Source organism: Brachybacterium atlanticum (genome assembly GCF_025669985.1).
Taxonomy (GTDB): Bacteria; Actinomycetota; Actinomycetes; order Actinomycetales; family Dermabacteraceae; genus Brachybacterium; species Brachybacterium conglomeratum.
On record NZ_JAKJJW010000062.1, the window covers coordinates 1 to 6,302 of the forward strand.

At 75.0% G+C, this 6,302-nt stretch carries 6 protein-coding genes; 1 reads left to right on the forward strand and 5 read right to left on the reverse strand.

Annotated elements, in window-relative coordinates; genetic code table 11:
* From L3K22_RS16450 to rimP, 4 genes are all read right to left on the reverse strand, one after another.
* Positions 1-670 (reverse strand): translation initiation factor IF-2 N-terminal domain-containing protein (locus tag L3K22_RS16450; RefSeq protein ID WP_263312346.1); only part of this gene is annotated, 670 nt, incomplete at its 3' end.
* Between the two features lie 96 nt (positions 671-766).
* Positions 767-1,144 carry a YlxR family protein gene (locus L3K22_RS16455; protein ID WP_255351700.1) on the reverse strand — a complete coding sequence of 126 codons (378 nt, stop codon included), beginning with the start codon at positions 1,142-1,144 and terminating at the stop codon, positions 767-769.
* A 199-nt stretch (positions 1,145-1,343) separates the two neighbouring features.
* The gene (gene nusA, locus L3K22_RS16460; RefSeq protein ID WP_263312347.1) at positions 1,344-2,330 is read right to left on the reverse strand and encodes a transcription termination factor NusA; all 987 of its coding nucleotides are present in this window, start codon (positions 2,328-2,330) and stop codon (positions 1,344-1,346) included.
* A 1-nt stretch (position 2,331) separates the two neighbouring features.
* Positions 2,332-2,973: a ribosome maturation factor RimP gene (gene rimP, locus L3K22_RS16465; protein WP_263312348.1), complete on the reverse strand. Its 642-nt coding sequence runs from the start codon at positions 2,971-2,973 to the stop codon at positions 2,332-2,334.
* Positions 2,974-3,100: 127 nt separating this feature from the next.
* Here rimP and L3K22_RS16470 point away from each other — a divergent pair, with 127 nt between their 5' ends.
* Complete coding sequence (locus tag L3K22_RS16470) at positions 3,101-4,195, forward strand: DUF4439 domain-containing protein (RefSeq protein WP_263312349.1); 1,095 nt, start codon at positions 3,101-3,103, stop codon at positions 4,193-4,195.
* Between the two features lie 22 nt (positions 4,196-4,217).
* Here L3K22_RS16470 and L3K22_RS16475 read toward each other — a convergent pair whose 3' ends face one another.
* A complete protein-coding gene (locus L3K22_RS16475) occupies positions 4,218-6,002 on the reverse strand; it encodes a proline--tRNA ligase (protein WP_263312350.1) in 1,785 nt (594 codons plus the stop codon).
* Positions 6,003-6,302 lie beyond the last annotated feature (300 nt).

The window sequence follows — 6,302 nt, forward strand, 5'->3', positions numbered from 1 at the left end:
CGGCACCGGCGCCGGCGCCCTGGCCGGGACGCGGCGGACGCTGGCCCGGACGGGGCATGCCCTGCGAGGTGGCGAAGGGGTTGTTGCCGGGACGGGGACCGCCCGGACGCGGGCCGCCCTGACCGCCGCCCTGGCCGGGCTTGCGGCCGGGACGGGGCATGCCCTGCGAGCTGGCGAAGGGGTTGTTGCCGGGGCGCGCGGCACCGGGGCGCGGCGCGGGGCGCTCGTTCCCGGGCTTGGGCGCGGACGGCTTCTCGGCGCCGGGCTTGGCGGACGGGCGCGGAGCCTCCGACGCGGGCTTCTCCGCGGCAGGCTTCTCCGCCGCGGGCTCGGCCGGAGCCGCGGCCTTCGGCGTCGGGGCGGCGGGGCCGGGCTTCTGCGGCGCGTTCTGGGGGCCGGGCTCCTGCGCGGCGGGGGCCTCGGCGGCGGGCTTCTTCGCGGAGGGCTTCGCACCGGGCTTCGGTGCGGAGCCCGGCGTGGGGGCGCCGGAGGTCTTCTTGGGGGCGCCGTCGGCCGCCGGGAACTCCTGGCGCAGACGACGGGCGACGGGTGCCTCGATGGTCGAGGAGGCGGAACGGACGAACTCGCCCATGTCCTGCAGCTTCTGCAGGACGACCTTGCTGGGCTGTCCGAGCTCCTTGGCGAGCTCGTGGACGCGGACCTTAGCCACTTTTCTCCTGTCTCGGTCCGGCCGACAAGAGGGCTCGGACCATTAGTTCCTGAGGGTGCTCATGAGTGAGTACTCATCGGATGTCCATGGGTGCTTCTACCTGTTCCACGTACGGGTGGGTTCGAAGGCCTCGAGGTCCCGGGCGAGGAGCCCGGTGTCGACCCTGCCGCGGAAGGACCGGGCCGGGCCGCCTCGCCGCAGGGCGAGGTCGAGACATGATGCGTCGGGGTGGAGCCATGCCCCGCGGCCGGGCGCCGATCCCGTGGGATCGACGCGGACGCGTGGGACGACGCCGTCGGGAGCGGGCTCCCGGACCAGTCGCACCAGCTGCTCGCGCGGAGCCGCCTGACGGCAGCCGACGCATGTGCGCTCGGGGCGGTGTGCGGTGGAGCGTGCGATGACGCGACCTCCTCCGTTCCGAGCGCCTCCGCCCGGACGGGAGGGCGGTCGACGGGGGTCGATCGCGGTCTCCACTGGGCGAACAGCCTCCCCAGTGTAGCGGACGGGTGCGCCCCGGGCCGCAGCGGGGAGGCGTGCGACACACCTCGGCGTCCCGCGGGCCCCGCGGCGCGGACCCCTGGGCCTGGACCGCGGGCCCGGTGCCTGGAGCCCGTGGCTCGGGCCTGGGGCTCGGACCCCGGGGCTCGGCGTCGGACGCCGGGCCGCACCGAGCTCAGCCCTCGGCCGGCACCTCGCCCCCGCCCTCGGGGCGGATGTCGATCTTCCAGCCCGTGAGCTTCGCGGCCAGGCGGGCGTTCTGCCCGTCCTTGCCGATCGCCAGGGAGAGCTGGTTCTCGGGGACCACGGCGCGCACGGCCCGGCCCACCTCGTCGATCACGGTGACGGAGGAGACCTTCGACGGGGAGAGGGCGCCGGCGACGTACGCCGCGGGGTCCTCGTCGAAGTCGACGATGTCGATCTTCTCGCCGCCGAGCTCGTTCATCACCGAGCGGACGCGCGCGCCCATCGGGCCGATGCAGGCACCCTTCGCGTTCACGCCCGGGACCGTGGCGCGCACCGCCATCTTGGTGCGGTGGCCGGCCTCGCGGGCGAGCCCCGCGATCTCGACGGTGCCGTCTGCGACCTCGGGCACCTCGAGCGCGAACAGCCGGCGCACGAAGTTCGGGTGCGAGCGGGAGAGCATGATCTGCGGGCCCTTCGGGCCGCGGCGGGCCTCGGTGACGTAGGCGCGCAGCCGTCGGCCGTGCGAGTAGTCCTCCCCCGGCACCCGCTCGTGCGGGGGCAGGACGGCCTCGACCTCGCCGAGGTCGACCATCACCATGCGCGGGTCCCGGCCCTGCTGGATGATGCCCGAGACGATGTCGTCCTCGCGGTCGGCGTAGGTGCCCAGCACCGCGTCGTCCTCGAGGTCGCGGATGCGCTGGAAGATGACCTGGCGCGCGGTGCTCGCGGCGACGCGGCCGAAGTTCTCCGGGGTGTCGTCCCACTCCTCGAGGACCACGCCGTCGGCGTCGCGCTCACGGGCGATGACGGCGACCTCGCCGGTGTGCTCGTCGATCAGCACCTCGGAGTCGCGGACCGGATGGTCCGTGTGCAGGTAGGCGGCGTGCAGCGCCGAGCGGATCGCGTCCAGCAGCACAGGCAGGCTGATCTCGCGCTCGCGCTCGAGGGCCCGCAGGGCACCCATGTCGATGTCCATCTCAGCTCTCCTTCGTCGCGGTGGTGCCCGCGGTGGTCTCGGCGGTCGTGGTGTCCGGGTCGGCGGGGCCGCCCCCGGGGAGGTCGGCGGCGGCGTCGGCCAGCAGCTGCTCGAGGTCGTCCGGCGGGTCGAACTCGACCTCGACCCGTGCCGCGTCGAGCTCGTCGATCCGCAGCGCGAGGTGCTCGGCGGTGCCGGCGGGGAGCTTCCGGGGCCGGCCGCGGTCGTCCCGGCCGGGCTCCTGGCGCAGGTGCAGGGTCTCGCCGTCGACGGCGAGCAGCCGGGCACGGTGCTCGGTCCCGGCGGCGGTCCGCAGGGCGAGGAGACGGCCGCGGCTGCGGCGGAAGTGGCGGGGCGCGGTGAGGGCGCGCTCGACGCCGGGGGTGGTGAGCTCCAGCAGCACCGGCTCCGGCCCCAGCAAAGCGTCGTCGGCGTCGATCCGGGCCGAGAGCTCGCGGGACGCCTCGGCGACGGTGTCGAGGTCGGCGCTGCCGAGCTCGTCCTCGGGCAGGTCCACGACCAGGCGCAGGCGCGGCATCCCGCCCTCGCGCCCCAGCTCGACCTCCTCGAGCACGAGCCCGTGGGCGTCCAGCACGGCGGCGGCGGCCACCCGCAGGTCGGTGTGGTCCTCGAGTGCGCTCATGGACTGATCGCCTCCTGCTCATATGGGTGACTTCGCGGCCCGGGACGTGCCCCGGAGCGTCGGCACCAGGATAGTGTCCGCGCGGCGTCCGCGCTGTCCCGGGGCGCGCGGATGCGAGAATCCTCCCGTGCCCGACTCCCTCCGCCCCTCCTATCCCCCGCCCCTGCTCGGCCGGCGGCGCCTGCTGCGCGCCTCCGTCCTCGCCCTCGCGGCGGGAGCGCTCGGCGCGGGGACGCTCGGCGGCTGCGGACGGATCGCCCTGGGCGGCCCCGAGGAGTACACCCCTCCCCCGCCGGGCATCGACGACCTCTACCGCCGGGACCTGCTGGCCCTGCTCGAGCGGGCGATCGCGGGGGCCGAGGCGCTCACGAGCACCTCGAGCGGCGGGGACCCGGCACTGGCCGCGGACCTCACCGTGCTCGTCGCGGCGATGCCCGTGCAGCGTCGCGCCCTGCTCACGGGGGCGGAGCAGGAGCGGGAGGTCGAGGCGTCCGAGGACCCCGATCCGGAGGCGACCACGGCGCCCGACCCGACGGACGTCCCCGACGACCTCCCCGCGCTGCTCGCCGTCCTGGTCGAGCTGCGGGACCTCGCGTCCGACGCCTCCCGCCAGGTCTCCGGCTCCCTCGCACGTGCGACCTCCGCGCTCGCCGCGCACTCGGCCTGGATCGCGCTGCGCCTGCGCACCTCGTCGGGGACGGGAGAGGTGCCCGCGTCCCCGTCGGCCGAGGACCTCGTGCCGCGCCGCGACGTGCCCGCCACGGATCCGCCCTCGATCGGGGCGGAGGAGGACTACCGCAGCGCGATCGAGCGGGCCCAGCAGGAGGAGTGGTACGCGGGCTACGTCCACGAGGTGCTCGCCGCGCGCTCGGAGGGCGAGGAGCGGGAGGCGCACCTGGCGCGGACCGAGCTGCACCGCACCCGTGCCGACCAGCTCGCCGCCGTCGCCGAGGAGGACGGCGCGCCCATGGTGGTGCGCCAGGCGGTCTACGCGCTGCCCGGCGGTCAGCTCGACGAGGCCACCGCCGGCACGCTCCCGACGACGCTCTCCCAGGGGCTCCTGCTGGACCATCTCGCGCTCACGGGCGCTGCGCCCTTCGAGCGGCGGCCGCTGTCCATCGCGGCGGCCCTGGCCGAGGCGGAGCTGCTGGCCAGACGGGTCGACCGGATGGACCCGCTGCCGGGCCTGGTCGCCGAGGACCCGCCGCCCGCGGACGGCTGAGCGCCGCCGCGGACGGACGCGGTCAGGCCCCGCGCACCTCGGCGAGGACGGCTTCGACGACCTCCGCCGGGGAGACCTCGCGGATCGTGCCGCTGGCCCGGTCGCGCACCTCGACGGTGCCCTCGGCCAGGCCCCGCCCGATCACCACGGAGGTGGGCACGCCCAGCAGCTCGGCGTCCTTGAACTTCACGCCCGGGGAGACCTTCGGCCGGTCGTCGTAGAGGACCTCGAGGCCGCGCGCCTCGAGCTCCGCGGCGACCCGCTCGGCCTCCTCGAAGACGGCCGGGTCCTTGCCGGTGGCGACGATGTGCACGTCGGCCGGAGCGAGCTGCCGCGGCCAGACCAGGCCCTTCTCGTCGTGGTTCAGCTCGGCGATCGCGGCGACCGCGCGGGTGACGCCGATGCCGTAGGAGCCCATGGTCACGACCACGGACTTGCCGTTCTCGTCGAGGACCTTCAGCCCCAGCGCCTCGGCGTACTTCCGGCCGAGCTGGAAGATGTGCCCCATCTCCATGCCGCGGGTCAGGCGCAGCGGGCCCGAGCCGTCGGGTGCCGGGTCGCCGTCGCGCACCTCGGCAGCCTCGATGGTGCCGTCGGCGGTGAAGTCGCGGCCGTAGACGAGGTCGTAGGCGTGCTTGTCCTTCTCGCCGGCGCCGGCGACCCAGGAGGTGCCGGGCACGACGCGGGGGTCCACGAGATAGCGGATCCCGGACGGCGCCTCCAGGCCCAGGCCCTCGGGGCCGATAAAGCCCTTCTTCAGCACGGGATGCGCGGCGAAGTCCTCGTCGGTGAAGGCGGTCGCGATCGCGGGGGCGACGGCGGCCTCGAGGCGCTTGGGGTCGACCTCGCGGTCACCGGGCAGCGCGATGACCAGAGGCTCGGTGGTGCCGTCGGGGTGGGTGAGGAGGTAGACGAGGTGCTTGAGCATCTCGTAGCGGGTCCACTGCCCGTCCTCGGCGACGCGGCCCTTTCCGGGAAAGGCCTCGTCGGAGAGGTCGGCGAGCTTCGCGATGGTGCTCGCGCCGGGGGTGTCCTCCAGGTGCATCGCGGGCAGGGCCGCGATGGCGGCCTCGTCCAGTGCCTCCGGGGGCAGGGTGGTGACGGCCTCGACGTTCGCGGCGTAGCCGCCGTCGGAGACGACGAAGGTGTCCTCGCCGACCTCCGTGGGGTGGAGGAACTCCTCGGAGCGGGAGCCGCCCATCGCGCCGGCGTCGGCCTGGCAGATCACGGTGGGCAGGCCGAGGCGCTCGAAGGTGCGCTGGTAGGCCAGGCGCTGCTTCTCGTAGGAGGCGTCGAGCCCGGCATCGTCCACGTCGAAGGAGTAGGCGTCCTTCATGATGAACTCACGGGTGCGCAGCAGGCCCGCGCGGGGACGCGCCTCATCGCGGAACTTGGTCTGGATCTGGTACAGCATCGCCGGGAGGTCCTTGTACGAGGAGTACAGGTCCTTCACCGTCAGGGTGAACATCTCCTCGTGCGTGGGGGCGAGGAGGTAGTCGTCCTCGCGACGGTCCTGGAGCCGGAACAGCGTGGGCCCGTACTCCTCCCAGCGGCCGGTCGCCTCATAGGGCTCGCGCGGCTGGAGCGCGGAGAAGAGCACCTCCTGGCCGCCGATCGCGTCCTGCTCCTCGCGCACGATCTGCTCGACCTTCCGCAGCACCTTCAGGCCCAGCGGCAGCCACGTGTACACCCCGGCGGCGGAGCGGCGGATGTAGCCCGCGCGCACCAGCAGCCTGTGGCTGGCGACCTCGGCGTCGGACGGGTCCTCCCGCAGGGTGCGGACGAACAGCGTGGACAGACGGAGCATGGGGCGGCCTTTCGGGATGCGAGGGGGCGCGAGCCGGCGATGGGCCGCGCGGGGCCATGCTACTGGTCGCCGCGGTCCCGGCGCGGCGGGGAGTGACGCTGCGGACGTGCATGCGGCGCTGCGGCGGCCCGTCGGTACGCTGACGGCATGCAGCGACGACAGCGGCAGGCCACCGCCGCGGCGGGAGCGGCGCGCGAGGCACGAGGAGGACCGGCGGGCGCCGGTCCCCCGAGCCGACGGCGGCTCCTGCGCGGCGCGGGCGCCGTCGCCGGTCTCGGCGTGCAGATCGGAAGAGCGTCG

Excerpts from the sequence above, each read along its gene's own strand:
- rimP (WP_263312348.1), bottom strand. The coding sequence starts at position 2,973 with ATGAGCGCACTCGAGGACCACACCGACCTGCGGGTGGCCGCCGCCGCC.
- L3K22_RS16475 (WP_263312350.1), bottom strand. The coding sequence starts at position 6,002 with ATGCTCCGTCTGTCCACGCTGTTCGTCCGCACCCTGCGGGAGGACCCG.
- nusA (WP_263312347.1), bottom strand. The coding sequence starts at position 2,330 with ATGGACATCGACATGGGTGCCCTGCGGGCCCTCGAGCGCGAGCGCGAG.